The sequence below is a fragment of the Acinetobacter sp. AR2-3 genome, from assembly GCF_001878775.1.
GTDB classification, from domain to species: domain Bacteria; phylum Pseudomonadota; class Gammaproteobacteria; order Pseudomonadales; family Moraxellaceae; genus Acinetobacter; species Acinetobacter lwoffii_D.
Genome location: NZ_MJIQ01000042.1, coordinates 1 through 15,006 on the forward strand (window position 1 = coordinate 1; position 15,006 = coordinate 15,006).

At 45.2% G+C, this 15,006-nt stretch carries 14 protein-coding genes and 1 rRNA gene; 11 read left to right on the forward strand and 4 right to left on the reverse strand.

Annotated features, from left to right (window positions below):
• Positions 1 to 103 precede the first annotated feature (103 nt).
• The 6 genes from BFN00_RS08030 to BFN00_RS08055 all read left to right on the forward strand — a co-directional run bounded on the left by BFN00_RS08030 (position 104) and on the right by BFN00_RS08055 (position 5,879).
• A complete protein-coding gene (locus BFN00_RS08030) occupies positions 104 to 1,060 on the forward strand; it encodes a sulfonate ABC transporter substrate-binding protein (protein ID WP_071851048.1) in 957 nt (318 codons plus the stop codon).
• A gap of 24 nt (positions 1,061 to 1,084) precedes the next feature.
• Positions 1,085 to 2,080: an aliphatic sulfonate ABC transporter substrate-binding protein gene (locus BFN00_RS08035; RefSeq protein WP_004647162.1), complete on the forward strand. Its 996-nt coding sequence runs from the start codon at positions 1,085 to 1,087 to the stop codon at positions 2,078 to 2,080.
• Between the two features lie 36 nt (positions 2,081 to 2,116).
• The gene (ssuD, locus tag BFN00_RS08040; protein WP_071851050.1) at positions 2,117 to 3,292 is read left to right on the forward strand and encodes an FMNH2-dependent alkanesulfonate monooxygenase; all 1,176 of its coding nucleotides are present in this window, start codon (positions 2,117 to 2,119) and stop codon (positions 3,290 to 3,292) included.
• Entirely contained in the window at positions 3,292 to 4,107 is an 816-nt protein-coding gene (gene ssuC / locus BFN00_RS08045) for an aliphatic sulfonate ABC transporter permease SsuC (protein ID WP_005250170.1), read from the forward strand. Before ssuD ends, ssuC begins: the two co-directional genes overlap by 1 nt.
• An 81-nt stretch (positions 4,108 to 4,188) precedes the next feature.
• Positions 4,189 to 4,935, forward strand: coding sequence for an ABC transporter ATP-binding protein (locus BFN00_RS08050; protein ID WP_488583730.1), 747 nt, complete (start codon positions 4,189 to 4,191; stop codon positions 4,933 to 4,935).
• A gap of 323 nt (positions 4,936 to 5,258) precedes the next feature.
• Complete coding sequence (locus BFN00_RS08055; RefSeq protein ID WP_004281222.1) at positions 5,259 to 5,879, forward strand: TetR family transcriptional regulator C-terminal domain-containing protein; 621 nt, start codon at positions 5,259 to 5,261, stop codon at positions 5,877 to 5,879.
• A 66-nt stretch (positions 5,880 to 5,945) separates the two neighbouring features.
• On the opposite strand, the gene BFN00_RS08060 is transcribed toward BFN00_RS08055, so the two are convergent.
• Positions 5,946 to 6,509, reverse strand: coding sequence for a 5'-methylthioadenosine/S-adenosylhomocysteine nucleosidase family protein (locus BFN00_RS08060; protein ID WP_071851055.1), 564 nt, complete (start codon positions 6,507 to 6,509; stop codon positions 5,946 to 5,948).
• 228 nt (positions 6,510 to 6,737) lie between these two features.
• On the opposite strand from BFN00_RS08060, the gene ribF reads away from it, so the two are divergent.
• From ribF to BFN00_RS08085, 5 genes are all read left to right on the forward strand, one after another.
• Positions 6,738 to 7,739 carry a bifunctional riboflavin kinase/FAD synthetase gene (gene ribF, locus BFN00_RS08065; protein ID WP_071851056.1) on the forward strand — a complete coding sequence of 334 codons (1,002 nt, stop codon included), beginning with the start codon at positions 6,738 to 6,740 and terminating at the stop codon, positions 7,737 to 7,739.
• Between the two features lie 64 nt (positions 7,740 to 7,803).
• The gene (gene ileS / locus BFN00_RS08070) at positions 7,804 to 10,650 is read left to right on the forward strand and encodes an isoleucine--tRNA ligase (protein ID WP_071851059.1); all 2,847 of its coding nucleotides are present in this window, start codon (positions 7,804 to 7,806) and stop codon (positions 10,648 to 10,650) included.
• A complete protein-coding gene (lspA, locus tag BFN00_RS08075; RefSeq protein ID WP_004281218.1) occupies positions 10,643 to 11,182 on the forward strand; it encodes a signal peptidase II in 540 nt (179 codons plus the stop codon). The genes ileS and lspA overlap by 8 nt, the downstream gene beginning before the upstream one ends.
• Positions 11,175 to 11,657: an FKBP-type peptidyl-prolyl cis-trans isomerase gene (locus BFN00_RS08080; RefSeq protein WP_004281217.1), complete on the forward strand. Its 483-nt coding sequence runs from the start codon at positions 11,175 to 11,177 to the stop codon at positions 11,655 to 11,657. Before lspA ends, BFN00_RS08080 begins: the two co-directional genes overlap by 8 nt.
• Before the next feature lie 136 nt (positions 11,658 to 11,793).
• A complete protein-coding gene (locus BFN00_RS08085) occupies positions 11,794 to 12,336 on the forward strand; it encodes an NADPH-dependent FMN reductase (RefSeq protein WP_071851061.1) in 543 nt (180 codons plus the stop codon).
• A 268-nt stretch (positions 12,337 to 12,604) separates the two neighbouring features.
• On the opposite strand, the gene BFN00_RS08090 is transcribed toward BFN00_RS08085, so the two are convergent.
• The 3 genes from BFN00_RS08090 to rrf form a co-directional block, all read right to left on the reverse strand.
• Positions 12,605 to 12,943 (reverse strand): tautomerase family protein, encoded by a 339-nt coding sequence (locus BFN00_RS08090; RefSeq protein WP_071851063.1) that lies wholly within the window; start codon positions 12,941 to 12,943, stop codon positions 12,605 to 12,607.
• 519 nt (positions 12,944 to 13,462) lie between these two features.
• Positions 13,463 to 14,635 carry a PQQ-dependent sugar dehydrogenase gene (locus BFN00_RS08095; protein WP_082180563.1) on the reverse strand — a complete coding sequence of 391 codons (1,173 nt, stop codon included), beginning with the start codon at positions 14,633 to 14,635 and terminating at the stop codon, positions 13,463 to 13,465.
• 197 nt (positions 14,636 to 14,832) lie between these two features.
• Positions 14,833 to 14,934, reverse strand: a 5S ribosomal RNA gene (rrf, locus tag BFN00_RS08100).
• Between the last annotated feature and the right edge of the window lie 72 nt (positions 14,935 to 15,006).

Below are 15,006 nucleotides of genomic sequence, written 5' to 3' on the forward strand. Positions count from 1 at the left end.
GTAAATGTCAACAGACCCTAGTTATTTTTTTAGAAAAACAAAAACGATTAGCGTGTGTCTAAGTTTTCATTCACTAGTTTTTCACTTTCGGGAGTTTTGATTCATGCGCCAATCTCATGTTCAGTTTTTAGCAAAGACTGCAGTACTTGGTACTGCGATGGTGGGTGTCATGATGCTTTCAGGCTGCTCGAAAAAAGAAGAGACCATTACCCTGAATATCGGTTTCCAAAAATACGGCGTATTACCTATTTTAAAAGAACGCGGTACGCTGGAAACCAGCTTAAAACAGCAAGGGGTCAATGTGAAATGGGTAGAATTTCCGGCTGGCCCGCAATTGCTTGAAGGCCTGAATGTCGGCAGCATCTCTTTTGGTGAAGCCGGTGAAGCACCGCCAATTTTTGCCCAGGCGGCCAACTCAAATCTGGTCTATGTGGCCAATCAGCCGCAAGCGCCTAAGGCAGAAGCCTTAATTGTACCGAAAGATTCACCAATCCAGTCTATTCAGGATCTGAAAGGCAAACGGGTAGCCCTGAACAAAGGTTCAAACGTGCATTACTTACTATTAAAAGTTCTGGAAGCCAACCAGCTTGGCCTTGATGATATCGAAGTGATCTATTTACCACCTTCCGATGCACGTGCTGCATTTGAACGTGGTGCAGTCGATGCTTGGGTGATCTGGGATCCGTTCTTTGCAGCTGCTGAACATCAAATTGGTGCGCGTGTCATTGCCAGCGGTGAAAATGTGGTGAGCAATCATCAGTTCTATCTGGCAGATCGCAAGTTCGCAGAAAGCCATCCTCAGGTGGTACAGGCGGTGGTCAACGAACTGAATCTGACCACGGACTGGGTGGCAAAAAATCAGGACGCTGCCGCTCAGCTCCTGCAAAAACCGACAGGTCTGGCCGTCGATGTCTTGAAAACCTCTATTTCACGCATGGGCTTTGGCGTTAAACCTCTCAGCACTGACGTGATTCAAAAACAGCAACAAGTCGCCGATGCATTTTATGCGCAGCAGCTGATTCCACAAAAGCTGAATATTGATGCAGCAATTATTAAATAACAGCAGAATAATTCGAGAATAAAGATGAGTCATATAAAAACAGTTTCTTATATCAGCTTAGCGCTATTGAGCTTTAGTCTGACTGGCTGCCAGAAACAGGAACCACAGCAAACGGCTGCCGCAGAAACCACGTCAGCGCAACAAGTTAAAACCATTGCGATTGGCTTTCAGAAATCAGCCTTAAATCTGCTGGTGGCACGTGATGAAAAGCTGTTAGAACAACAATTTCCCAATGCCAAAATTGAATGGAAAGAGTTTCCGGCAGGCCCACAAATGCTGGAAGCCTTAGCAGTCGGTGCAGTGGATTATGGCTATGTGGGAAATACTCCGCCTATTTTTGCACAGGCGGCAGACAAAGCCCTGAGCTACGTGGCCTTTGAAAAAGTGGCGGGAAATTCTTTGGCCGTGGTCGTGCCGAAAGACAGTGCCATTCAAAATATTCAACAATTGAAAGGAAAACGGATCGCGGTGCAGAAAGGTTCAAGTGCCCATGAACTTCTGGCCAAAACCCTGGAAAAAGCCGGATTAAGCTGGTCAGAGATTCAAGCCGTCTGGCTTCCCCCTGCGGATGCACGTGCTGCTTTTGACAAAAAAGCCATTGATGCCTGGGCAATCTGGGATCCCTTCCTAGGTGCAGCCGAGTTCGACAGCAAGGTTAAGGTGCTGATTGAATCTAGTGACTTTCCACAAACCTACTCCTTTTATATCGGCAATCCCGAATTTATTCAGAAGCATCCGGATAGCCCCGGGAAGTTTATCCAGGCTTTAAATGCATCTGACCAGTGGATTCTTAAAAACCAGGCTGTAGCTCTAGATATTTATCAGAAAAGTACCGGTCTGAAACCGGATGTAGCGAAGATTGCATTTGAGCGTCGTCTTAAACCTTCGCCGGTACAACCATTAACGACGGAAGTGATCAAAGCTCAACAGAATATTGCCGATCTCTTCCAGCAGGTTCAACTGATTCCCAAAACCATCAGCGTCCAGCAACAGATCTGGTCGCCAGCGGCCACACATTGATGAGCAAACAAGATCATTTAATTTAAGGAATATTACATGAAAATTTTCTGGTTTATCCCCACTCATGGCGACAGTCGTTACTTAGGCACCAGCAAGGGCGCACGTGTTGTAGATCATGCCTACATGAAGCAGATTGCCGTTGCGGTAGATAACTTAGGTTATGAGGGGGTCCTGATTCCGACTGGCCGTTCTTGTGAAGATCCATGGTTAACCGCAGCCAGCCTGATTGATGCGACCAAAAAATTAAAATTCCTGGTGGCGTTGCGTCCAGGCGTGACCACGCCGGCACTGGCTGCACGTATGGCCGCGACCTTTGACCGCTTGTCTAATGGCCGAGTACTGCTGAATCTGGTGACTGGCGGTGACGAGCAGGAGCTAAAAGGTGATGGCGTCTATGAAGATCACACAACCCGTTATAAAACGGCGACCGAATACACCACCATCTGGCGTGAAATTTTAAAACGCTCACATACCGGTGAAAGCTTTAGTTTCCATGGCGAACGCTTAAGTGTCGATGATGCAAAATTGCTGTATCCACCCATTCAGCAGCCGCATCCGCCTTTATGGTTTGGTGGCTCATCGGATGATGCCATTGAGCTGGCCACGGATCAGGTCGATACTTACTTGACCTGGGGCGAGCCACCGGCAGCAGTCAAAGAAAAAATTGCAGTGGTAAAAGCCAAGGCTGCAGCTAAAGGTCGTGAACTGAATTACGGGATCCGTTTACACGTGATCGTACGCGAAACCAATGAGCAGGCCTGGGCGGCGGCTGAAGAACTGATTCAATATGTGGATGATGCCACTATCGCTGCAGCCCAAGCCAAGTTCAAATCCATGGACTCGGTCGGTCAGCGCCGTATGGCAGAACTGCACAATGGCGATCGCAGCAAACTCGAAGTTTCTCCAAACCTCTGGGCAGGTGTGGGTCTGGTTCGTGGTGGTGCAGGTACGGCACTGGTCGGCGATCCGGAAACTGTCGCTGCACGTATCCAGGAATATGCTGATTTGGGTATCGATACTTTTATCTTCTCGGGCTATCCACATCTGGAAGAATCAATCCGTTTTGCCGAACTGGTATTCCCTTTACTTCCACTGGAAACCCAGCAAAAACTCACTCAACCGAACTTGACCGGTCCATTTGGTGAAATCGTGGCGAACAACTACACACCGGACGAGAACAAGCAGGCTGAGAAAATTAAGGAGTCTGCTTAATGTCAAAAGTCGTTTCAGTTGAAACCCTGACCCCAAAGCAGGTTTCACGTGGAACAATTCTGGGGCAGCATCTGCTGCCTTGGCTGGTTCCAATTTTTTTAATTGCAATCTGGCAGATTGCCTCTAGCACTGGTCTGCTGGAAAGCCGGATTTTGCCTGCACCGAGTGCTGTGGTTTTAGCCTTCTGGAATTTATTGCTCAGCGGTGAACTGTGGACGCATGTGCAAGTCAGTGCGGGGCGTGCCATCAGCGGCTTACTGGTGGGTGGTGGTTTGGGCCTATTGCTGGGCCTGTTAAATGGTTCATCCAAAACCGCCTCTACCCTGCTCGACACTACCTTGCAGATGATCCGCAATATTCCTGCACTGGCACTGATCCCCCTCGTCATCTTATGGTTCGGGATTGATGAATCCTCCAAATTGTTTCTGGTGGCGATTGGTGTATTTTTCCCAATTTATATCAATACCTATCACGGCATCCGCTCGGTCGATCCACAATTAATCGAGATGGGAAAAAGCTATGGTTTAAGCCGCTGGCAGCTTTATAGAGAAATTATTCTGCCGGGTGCGATGCCGTCGATTCTGGTCGGCCTGCGTTTTTCTCTGGGTCTGGTCTGGGTACTGTTAATCGTTGCCGAAACTATTTCTGCCCAGTCCGGTATTGGATATATGACCATGAATGCACGTGAATTTTTACAAACTGACGTGGTTCTGGTAGGTATTTTACTGTATGCCCTACTCGGCAAACTGGCCGATGTTCTGGCAGTAGCTTTAGAACGATTCCTGCTGCGCTGGCATGCCGGCTATCAAAAATAAAGAATAAATGAGGAGCATGTGATGACTGATCTCAGTTTAGGACGTCATGCCAATGACCCGAGTGCACCACTCGAACCACCTATGGCAGATATCAATCCTGCTGCAGTGCTCGGTGCCGAAATTATCATTGAACAGCTGCACAAGTTTTACGGTTCGGTCAAGGTTCTGGAGGATCTGGACCTGCATATCCAGCCGGGTGAATTTCTGGCAATTGTCGGTCGCAGTGGTTGTGGTAAGAGTACTTTATTGCGCCTGATTGCCGATCTGGAACAGCAAAGTTACGGCGAAATCAAGTTCAAATCAGCCCGACATATTCGTGAAGGCATTACTGTCGATGATATCCGGGTGATGTTTCAGGACCCTCGCCTGCTGCCTTGGCGCAGCATCGAACAGAATGTGCAACTCGGTTTACCAAAGGCGCAGCATGCCAAAGCCTCTCAAATGCTGGAAAAAGTTGGCCTCAAAGAAAAAGCCGGACTGTGGCCTTCACAACTTTCCGGAGGACAGCGGCAACGTACCGCCTTGGCGCGAGCGTTGTCGCATCAACCTCGTATTCTGCTGCTTGATGAACCGCTCGGCGCCCTGGATGCCCTGACACGTCTGGAAATGCAAAACCTGATTGAGCGTCTCTGGACCGAGCAAGGCTTTACCGCCATTCTGGTCACACATGATGTCAGTGAAGCCGTACAACTGGCAGACCGGATTATCTTGCTGGACAAAGGCCATATTGCCAAAGAATTTCGGGTCGACTTACCTCGTCCCCGGCAAAAAAGTGTGACATTTGCAGAACTGGAACAGCAGGTCTTGCAGGCAGTTTTAGCGACCTGAACACTCAATCAAACCCAAAATCGAGCATGGTTTTGGGTCTTATTCTTATAAAAAATACTTTTATCTCAATAAGAGGACATTTTTATCAGATTCATTTCAGCATTATTCCTCTCTTCCATTGATGAAGAAAAAAGATGAATAAATGAAGTATTTTCAGAAACTTGAATTTTTCTCCCGGTGTAGATGCATTTAGCCTGTTTTAAATATTGATCTAGAGAATAAATCATCATTATTCAAAAAATTAGCCTGTGACTGTGTGCACAAATCTGATGATTTGCCGTACAATTGAGGATTCCCTTTTTCATTGTTTTTTATATTTGCTAATGGAACAAAAAAAGAGTACTCAAAAACGCAATCAGCTGCTAAATGCTGCACTAGACGTATTTTCCCTATATGGTTTTAATGGGGCAAGTCTGGATGAAATCGCACAAATTGCAGAAATGCATAAGTCGAATATTTTCTATTATTATGAAAATAAAGAAGCCCTGTATGTCGAGGTATTAACCACTGTTCTACAAAAATGGCTGGCGCCTTTACAAACCCTTGAAGCTGAACTTGAACCTGAAGAAGCGATCACCAATTATTTGATGCAAAAAATTGAAGTATCGCGTACCCAGCCTAAAGCATCCCGTTTATTTGCTTTAGAGGTGATTCAAGGTGCACCGCATATTCTGGAAATTTTAAAAGGTCCGCTGAAAAAACTGGTCAAGCGTAAAGCCAAAGTGATTTCCAACTGGCAGGAGCAAGGCAAGATTTCTGCAGATATTGATCCTGAGTTACTGATTCTGAATATTTGGGCGATTACCCAGAACTATGCAGACTTTGCGACGCAAATGGAAATGGTCACGGGTAAAACCTTGCGTAACCGCAGCATGCAGCAACGTATTATCCAGCATACGGTACACATGATGTTATACGGCGTGATTCCACGTACGGATAAATAAGCAACTGCTTCTGATTGGCACACGACCATAGCTGCTATGGTCGCCAAGCAAACTTAACCTTCCCGTTTATTTTACCATTTGATATAAATCCAATAATTTTTTCGCACCCAATAACAGATTTTCTTCCCAATCCAGATGCGCAGTCTCATTGGCTCCATCACTAATGTATTTCACTGAAATCAGCCGAACGCCCAGCTTTTTACAGACTTTGGCCAAGGCATAGCCTTCCATATCGACCAGATTACACGCCACTTTTGAAATACCGGTTTCAAAGCTGTCGCCTGTGCCACAAATCCCTTTCGGCAAATGGTCAAAGAAAGACTCCAGCTCAATCGCACCCGGGAAATGCTGATCCATCGGGGTCATGCCGACCTCAAAGCCAAGGGGTGAAACATCCATATCACGCTGTACAAATTGCGTGACTTCGACCAGTTCATGCGCATTGAAATGCGAACTCCCCGCGCTTCCCAAATTTAGCAAGGTACTGCAACCAGTGTTCTGAATCACCTCAAAAGCTTTAAAGGCCGCGTTGACTTTACCAATCCCGCTGTAATTTACCTGAATGCCTTCTGCTTCAAACAAGCCTTTGGATTCATTGGGTAGAGCCATGATGAGCGCAAGATCGGACATTCGAAATACCTGATATCAAAAAACCCTGACATTAGAAAACAAAACCGGCTGAATGAAAAGCACCAGTGCTCTGATCAGACATGCTCAGTGTGTCGAAAAACCAGTCGGCTCAATTCTAGGAAGATGAATTTTCAAGAAAAATATTGCATAAAAACACAACAGCAAGACGAAAGCGCGAGATTATGGCAATATATAGCCTCTCGATATTTCTAAGCACTTGATTTGCCCATGCAGCTGCTCCGTCTAAATGCTTTAGCCTCTCATTCTGAATTACCCAAAACTGCCGTGACCATCGGTAATTTTGACGGCGTGCATTTAGGCCATCAGGCGATGATCCGTCAGCTGCAACAGGTGGCTGAAGCACAGGGTTTAAAATCTGTAGTGATGATTTTCGAGCCGCAACCGCTTGAATACTTTCAGGGTTATGATGCCCCACCGCGTATTTCATCGTTGCGTGAAAAAGTTGAATACCTGACTGAGCTGGGTGTGGACTATATCGCGGTGGCGAAATTTGACCATACTTTCCGCAGCCTGACTGCAGAAGCTTTTGCTGACATTTTAAAAGAAAAACTGAATGCTCGGCATCTGGTCTTAGGCGATGATTTTCACTTTGGTAAAAACCGTCAGGGCAATAGCGAATTCCTGCGCAATTACGGCTTTGAAGTGACCAATTTAAATACCATTGCTTTGGATGGTGAACGGGTCAGTTCCACCCGGATTCGCCAGACCTTGCAAGCCGGTGATTTAGCCTTGGCCGCACAATTGTTGGGTCGTCCCTATAGCATTACCGGGCGGGTGCAATATGGTGATCAGATTGGTCGAACCATTGATTTCCCCACTATTAATGTACGGCTCAACCGTCATAAGCCCTGCCTGAAAGGGATTTATGGGGTTGAAGTTATTTGCGAAACCTTATCCTTAAAAGACAAAGTAAAAGCCGACTCTGCAGCGCAAACAGGTATCGCGGGTTATGACCCAACTGCCCTGTTTGGGGCAGGTCATGTCGGCACACGTCCAGCCATTAAACAAGCACATCCAGAGTGGCGATTAGAAGTACATTTTCCAGATGTTTCTGCTAATCTGTATGGCCTGTTGATGCGGGTGACGTTCTTAAACTATTTACATGGCGAAAAGGACTATCCTTCGCTTGAAGCGCTAAAAGCCGGAATTGATGATGATGTCGAGAAACTGCTTGAGTTTCGTCGAAATCACCCCACATTTCCCTTTTAATATCCCATATTTTTATTGTAAAACGTGTCAGTGACATAACTGATTAGATTGGAAGACGACTTGCATGAGCGATAAGCAAACTCCTGAAAATGCAGTGGACTATAAAGCCACGCTAAACCTCCCAGGTACTGACTTTGCAATGAAAGCAAATTTGGCAGTACGTGAAGCGAAATGGTTAGAAGAGTGGTATGCCGACAACATTTATCAGCAGATTCGTGAATCGCGTATTGGCAAGAAAAAATACGTGCTTCATGACGGCCCTCCTTATGCCAATGGTCAAATCCATTTGGGTCATGCAGTCAATAAAGTACTCAAAGACATCATTATCAAAAGCCGTGTCATGGATGGTTTTGACGCGCCATACGTGCCAGGTTGGGACTGTCATGGTCTGCCAATCGAATTAAAAGTCGAAGAAAAAGTCGGCAAAGTCGGCGTAAAAGTAGATGCGTCTACGTTCCGTAAAGCGTGCCGTGAATATGCGTATACTCAAGTTGAGCTTCAAAAGAAAGACTTCGTACGTATGGGTGTGTTCGGTGATTGGGACAATCCTTACCTAACCATGAACTTCAAACAAGAAGCCGACATCGTACGTTCATTGGGTGCAATCGCGAAAGCCGGCCACATTGAGCCAGGTCTGAAACCAGTCAACTGGTGTCTGGACTGTGGTTCATCATTGGCTGAAGCTGAAGTTGAATATGAAGATAAAAAATCGGATGCAATTGACGTCGGTTTTACCGTTGTTGATTTAGCTGATTTGTCTGCTCGTTTAGGTGTAGACGTTGCCGATCGTACGGATATCGTGATTTGGACAACAACGCCTTGGACCATGCCTGCCAACCAAGCGGTTGCATTACACGCTGAACTTGAATACCAACTGGTGAAAGCAATTGGTGAAGACAAAGCATCACAAAACTTCATCCTTGCGAAATCATTGGTTGAGTCTGCAACTCAGCGTTATGGCTTTACTGCATTTGAAGTGCTTGCTGAATTCACAGGTGCAAAACTTGAGAATTTAGTTCTTCAACATCCTTTAATTGCTGAACGCCAAGTGCCAGTGATCTTGGGTGAACACGTCACCGATGCTAGCGGTACAGGTGCAGTACATACCGCACCGGGCCACGGTGTGGACGACTATAAAGTTGGTTTACAGTACAACTTAAAAGTAGAAAACCCAGTCGGCGGTAATGGTGTGTATTTACCGACTTCGCCAATCTTCCCGGGCGAGCACATCTACAAAGCCAATCCAAAAATCATTGCAGCATTGACTGAAGCGACCAAGCTTTGGGCACACGTGGTGATCAAGCATAGCTACCCGCATTGCTGGCGCCATAAAACCCCGATTATCTTCCGTGCGACCCCACAATGGTTCATCAGCATGGATGCCAAAGGTCTGCGTCAAAATGCACTGAATGCGATTGAAAACGAGATCAGCTTCGTACCGGACTGGGGTAAAAACCGTATCCAGGCGATGATTGAAGGCCGTCCAGACTGGTGTATCTCACGTCAACGTACTTGGGGCGTGCCAATTCCATTCTTTGTGCATAAAAATACCAATGAATTGCACCCGCGTACGCCTGAACTGATCGAAGAAGTCGCGAAACTAATCGAGCAGGAAGGCATTGATGGTTGGTACAACCGTGATGCATCTGAGTTTATCGGTGCGGACGCTGAACAATATAATGCAGTACGCGACACGCTAGACGTTTGGTTCGATTCAGGTACAACGCACTATGCCGTACTGCGTGAACGTGAAGAACTGACTGATCCTGCCGATTTATATCTAGAAGGTTCAGACCAACACCGTGGCTGGTTCCAGTCGTCGTTATTGACTTCGATTGCGATTAATGAGCGTGCGCCATATAAAGGTCTATTGACTCACGGTTTCGTAGTCGATGAAAAAGGCCGTAAGATGTCCAAGTCGATCGGTAATGTAATCACGCCGCAAGACATCATTAAAGATATGGGTGCGGATGGTTTACGTTTCTGGATCGCCTCTGCGGATTACCGTTATGAAATGACCGCTGGTAAAGAAATCTTTAGCCGTGCCTCTGACGGTTATCGTCGTATCCGTAACACGCTTCGTTTCTTGCTTGCTAACCTGAATGGCTTCAAACCATCAACAGATGCGCTTCCTGTAGATCAATTGATCGCGCTGGATCAATACATTCTGCAACGTGCATCTGAAGTGCAAGAAACCATTAAGAAAGCATACGAAGATATGAACTTCCATATCGTCACCACTACTTTAACGAATTTCTGTATTAACGACTTAGGTGGTTTCTACTTAGACATTATCAAAGACCGTCAGTACACCACTAAAGCGGATTCGCAAGCACGTCATTCTGCACAAACTGCATTGTATCACCTGGTACAGGCATTCGTGCGTTGGATGTCACCAATCCTGAGCTTTACTGCACAAGAAGCTTGGCCGTTAATTCCTGAGCAATCAGAGAAATACGTGTTCACGGCTGAATGGTATGACATTCCTGTGGCTTCAACTGCAAATGTAGTATCTGAAGCTGAATGGCAAACGCTCATTGCTGTGAAATCTGCAGTAAACAAATTCATTGAAACTGCACGTACCGCCAAAACTGTCGGTTCTAACTTGTCTGCCAAAGTTGAACTTTGGGCAAATGCTGAATTAAAAGCAGTGCTAGATAAGTTAAGTGATGAGCTTCGTTTCGTACTGATCACATCACAAGTGATCGTCAATGAGTTTGATGCAGCACAAGGTGAAGCGTCTGATCTTGAAGGCTTGAATGTGAAAGTTTCAGCAGCGGATGGCGAAAAATGCGTACGTTGCTGGCATGTATTACCAGATGTAAATACACATTCTGCACATCCTGGTCTATGCGGTCGTTGTATCATCAACCTTCCTACAGGCCAAGGCGAAGAGAGAAAATATGCCTAATACCCACACCAAAAAGGGCTTATTCCAGTTCTATCCACATAATTTATGGTGGGTTGGACTGGCCATTCTGGCGATCATTCTGGATCAATGGACCAAATGGATTGCAGTGACAAATCTGAACTATGCAGATCCTGTTCCTGTGCTGCCCTTTTTAAATTGGACATTGCTACATAACTATGGCGCTGCCTTTAGTTTTCTGTCCGATGCCGGTGGTTGGCAACGCTATTTCTTTACTTCACTGGCAGGTTTAGTGTCTGTAATCTTTGTGTTTTGGCTGATGCGTATGCCAAAAGACATGAAAATTTTACCATTGGCGATTGCCCTGATTCTGGGTGGTGCCATCGGTAATTTAATCGACCGGGTCAGCCTCGGCTATGTAGTCGATTTTATTCATGTGTATTACCAGAACAGCCACTTCCCTGCGTTCAATATCGCAGATAGTGCTATTACTGTAGGCACTATTCTGATGCTGATTGATACCTTTTTCTTAGAAAAACATCGAATTCAACGGGCGCAAGCACAACATGACTGATTTTATTCATCCTAACGAAGAAACCCGGGTTGCAGACGGTTCTAAAGTCGAGCTGCACTTTTCTGTCGCAATCGAAAATGGCGTGGAAATTGACAATACCCGTAGCCGTGAAGAACCGGTCAGCCTGGTGATTGGTGATGGCAATTTACTGCCTGGTTTTGAAAAAGCACTGTTTGGTTTACGTGCCGGTGACCGTCGTACGGTGAGCCTGCCGCCAGAAGATGCTTTTGGTCCATGGAATCCGGAAAACATCCAGAAATTTGATACGGTGAAGTTCGGAGAACGTCCGATCGAAGGTCACATGATCGAGTTTGAAGATAAAGCCAAAGCCACCTTGTATGGTGTGGTGAGATCGGTGAATGATGACATCACTGAAGTAGACTTTAACCATCCATTGGCAGGCAAAAACATCACTTTTGAAGTGGAAATCTTTAAAGTGACACCTGCGGGTCAGCAAGGCATTAAACTGATGTAAGACATCAGCTAATTAACTGATTTTAAAAAAGCTCCTTCGGGAGCTTTTTTATATTCCGGATACAAATCATCTCTAGTCACCTTCCTGAAATCTGATTAATTTAATTTGATGACCAGACCCGAAGAAAGGATGAAACATGAAAATTTATATTGTGGTTGGGAGTGTGCGTGAGGGACGTACTGCGATTAAAGTGGCGCACTGGGTCCTGCAGGAAATTAAAAGTTATGCCTTTAGCACTTTGGAAACTGAAATTGTCGATCTAAAAGAATGGGATCTTCCGCTATTTTCTGGTGCCCATCCTCCATTGACCGGGATTTATGATCAGCCCAAACAGCAAGACTGGGCCGACAAGATTGCGCTTGGCGATGCCTTTATTTTTGTCACGCCTGAATACAATCATGGCTATAGCCCTGCCCTGAAAAATGCCCTGGATTATCTCGGCAAGGAATGGCAAGGCAAACCGGCAGCTTATATTGGTTATGGTGCGACCAACGGCTCACGTTCAATTGACCAGATTCGTCAAGTCGGCACTCAACTAGGACTGGTGGATACCAATGCCGTGATCGAAATCCGTGACATCTTTGCGCGCAACAAAGATTATTCCTTCCAAGGCAATGAATTTGATAATAAAAACTTAAAAGCTATGGTGGATAGACTGATTCAATATGTCAGTGCTTAATGAATGGACGACAGCCCTGTACGTTTTAGCCTACATGCAGCGCAGAGTTTAGCCGCTATGCGGTCGTTTTATGCGAGGCTATAGTCAGTACATAGACAGACAGGAAGTCTGCTCAGCGATACGACAACAATAAAAAGCGCCAATCAACAGGACGTTGACAGATTAGACAGGAGTCAGATCTGAGAAGCAAATCCAGAAAAGCCTCGACAGGATGTTGAGGCTTTTCTGTTTAAACTTTAGATTTAACGTGACTACTGATCTGGATGCATCAGACATCAACCTTAAACCCGAGATCAACATCACAGGCGGCTTGTCCTCCTCGAATCCCCCAATTTTCCAATGCACTTTCTCTCAGATGAATCAGAATATGATCTGCAGGAATACCGATTTCCCCGAGACTTTTGACCATCTGCTGATACAAATTTCGCTTGGTCTCCAGACTGCGGCCAGCAAAACAGTCAATACTGACCAAGGTAAAATATTCAGGCTGAGCTAAATGGCTCATATACTGAAAACGATGCGCTTCATGCACGACCAGACGAATATTACGATCATATTCAGGCAGCTGAAAGGCGGTTTTCACACAATGAAATACGCTGTTGAGCAATTGTTCCTCAACTGCTTGAGGATATTATTGCCGAACTTCAATTTGAATCGTAGGCATAGGAGTTTCCTTTTTATTATTTTATCGACGTTTTTATTTATATCAGTTGATGCATATTAAAAGAGTATTCTCTCGCTAAAATACAGCAAAATCATCACCGCAGTTTATGATTTGGTCGGATGATCAGTTTGAAACAGTATTTTTGAATTTATCTTTTTTAAAATTCGACTGTCGGCTTTGACTTACAATCCATGCAGTCAAACTGCCCTATTGCGCTGTATCGCTTCAGGCTATATTCAAATCATACCAAGACAGGAAGTCTTGTAAGAAAAATAAAAAAATTCACATAGCAGGATGCTGATCGGTATAACAGATATTATACCTTTAACAGAATATGAAAAGGCCTTCACAGGATGTAGAGGCCTTTTTCTTTCATGTCAGCATCAGCTTAAAAATCCTTTTATTCAGAGGGTCAGCTTATTCAATATTTCATATTTAGATAAGCATCCTAAAAGCAGAGGATTAAGGTGCTGTCATTTTTAACAGAGCTGCTTGCGGACCATCTTGAATCACCCACAGTGAACCATCCTGTGCCTGAGCAACTCCACGAATCCGCTCTTTCATATCCAGACGCTGAACTTCTTTCACTGGGGTCTGGGTCGTATCCACAATCACAATCGCCTTGGAAGACAGACCGGTAGCAATCGCTTTATTTTTCCATTTCGGGAAGATATTAGCAGTATAAAACATTAAATCTGAAGGAGAAATTACCGGAGTCCAATCCAGTGCCGGGGCTTCAAATTCAGGTCGGGTACTGTGGTCAGGAATCGGCTTACCGTCATAATGATCGCCATTGGATACCAGTGGATAACCATAGTTTTTAGCTTTGACAATCTTGTTCAGTTCATCGCCGCCTTTCGGTCCCATTTCGATCACCCAAAGCTGCCCTTTCGGATCGAAAGCCATGCCTAGAGGATTACGATGTCCAAGACTCCAGACCTGCTGGGCAATTTTACCCTGAGTCATAAAAGGATTATCGGCAGGGATTGAGCCATCATCATTCAGGCGAATAATTTTACCGGCATTAGATTGCATGTCCTGTGCAGGGTTGAATTGCTGACGTTCTCCTGAACTGATCCATAACTTACCATCCGACCCGAATACAATCCGATGGGCATAATGTCCCTGGCCTGAAAATTTCGGCACTTGCGTCCAGATCCGTTCAATTTGTGTCAGTTGAGGAGTGGCTTGATTTAAGTTTAATTTACCCCGGATCACCACTGCACCATATCCGCCTTGGCCTTGTTCAGCATAGCTCAGATATACCCACCGATTCTTTGCAAAATCAGGATGTAAAGCAACTTCGCCTAAGCCACCCTGGCCTCCATATGCAACTTGAGGTATGCCTTTAACTTCAATTTTTTTCTTGGTTTTTGGATCAAAGAGCTGCAATTTTCCTTTGCGCTCAGTAATCAATAGTCGGCCATCATTTAAAGTAGTAATCGCCCACGGCTCATTAAATTGAGCAACCTGTTCAGTCTTATATTTTTGCACGCTTGAAGAAACTGCATCCGATTTGGCAGCTGATGTAGAGGTCTCTTGAGTACTTTTAGAAGATGAATTCTCTGCATGACAGGCAGTAAATGCTAAAGCACAACAACTGAGTAGAATTTTTATTTTAAATTGCGATAACATTATCTTCTCCATACTGATTTATTGTTCAAATTAACATCAAGATACAGAATTTCTAATGTAAATTCAGCAGAGAAAGATAAATAGATACATTTTAAAAGCTATAAAACGAGTTAATTTTGAAGTTTTATTTATAATTTTTGCACATAAAAAAACACCCCCAAGCGTTAGCTTGAGGGTGTTTCGAATAATGAGCTGGCGATGACTTACTCTCACATGGGTAACCCCACACTACCATCAGCGCTAAGAGGTTTCACTTCTGAGTTCGGGAAGGGATCAGGTGGTTCACTCTTGCTATTGTCTGTCTCTTATACACATCTGACGCTGCCGACGATCTTACGCGTGTCGCTGTCTCTGCTACCTCGATCTCTCGC